General features: G+C 75.4%; 1 protein-coding gene. It reads left to right on the forward strand.

What is annotated here, in order from left to right; genetic code table 11:
- Nucleotides 1-974 (forward strand): 2-oxo acid dehydrogenase subunit E2 (locus MNZ29_RS24075; RefSeq protein ID WP_242357113.1); only part of this gene is annotated, 974 nt, incomplete at its 5' end.
- Between the last annotated feature and the right edge of the window lie 262 nt (nt 975-1,236).

A 1,236-nucleotide genomic window follows, 5' to 3' on the forward strand; every position in this document is an offset into this window, starting at 1 on the left:
CGGCGGCCCCGCCGGCCCCACCGGAGGCGCCCGCGCGCGCCCCGGCGCCGGCGATCGACGAGGAGGGCCGGATCGCCGTGGCGCACGCCTCGCCGTCGGTTCGCAAGCTCGCGCGCGAGCTCGGCGTGGAGCTCGGGCGCGTCCAGCCGTCGGGGCCGCGCGGCCGGATCCTGCACGAGGACGTGCAGCGCTACGTGAAGGAGGTCGTGAGCGCGGCCGCGACCGGCGCCCCGGGCGTCGGCCTCGACGTCGCGCCGTGGCCGAAGGTCGACTTCGCGAAGTACGGTCCGGTCGAGACCCGGCCGCTCTCGCGCATCAAGAAGATCTCGCGGAAGAACCTCGCCCGGAACTGGGTGATGATCCCGCACGTCACGCAGCACGACGAGGCGGACGTCACCGAGCTCGAGAAGCTCCGCGTCGCCCTCAACGCGGAGCACGCCAAGGAGGGGGTCAAGGTGACGCTGCTCGCCTTCCTCGTGAAGGCGTGCGTCGCGGCGCTCCGCAGGTTCCCCGACTTCAACGCGTCGCTCGAGGGCGACGAGCTCGTGCTGAAGCAGTACTTCCACATCGGCTTCGCGGCGGACACGCCGGGCGGGCTCGTCGTCCCGGTGGTGCGGGACGCCGACCGCAAGGGCGTGCTCGAGATCGCGGGCGAGCTCGCGGAGCTCGCGCAGAAGGCGCGGGACGGGAAGCTCCAGCTCGGCGAGATGCAGGGCGGGACGTTCTCGATCTCGAGCCTCGGCGGCATCGGCGGGACGGCGTTCACGCCGATCATCAACGCGCCGGAGGTCGCCATCCTCGGCGTCTCGCGCAGCGTGATGCGGCCGGTGTGGGACGGTGCTCAGTTCGCCCCCCGGCTGATGCTGCCGCTCTCGCTGTCCTACGACCACCGGGTGGTCGACGGCGCCGCCGCCGCGCGCTTCACGAGCTACCTCGCAGCGCTCCTCGCCGACCTGCGGCGCGCGATGCTCTGATCCACCGACCGAACCGGACCCCGCGGTTCACCGGACGGCTGGGCGTCGGCCGCTGCCCCGCGCCGGCCCGCGGGCGAGCGGGGCGGCCGGGCTCACCGGACGCCCCGCTCGACGCGACGGACGGCTCCGCCTACTTGCCGCCGCCGCCGGAGCCCCCTGCGCTCGAGCCGGCGCCGCCAGAGGAGCCGGCCGCGCCGGTGCCGGTGGCCGCGCCGGTGCCGGCAGACGAGCCTGCGCCGGCGGCGGAGCCGCTCTCGGCGCC

It is taken from the genome of Anaeromyxobacter sp. SG64 (genome assembly GCF_022690745.1).
Taxonomy (GTDB): domain Bacteria; phylum Myxococcota; class Myxococcia; order Myxococcales; family Anaeromyxobacteraceae; genus Anaeromyxobacter; species Anaeromyxobacter soli.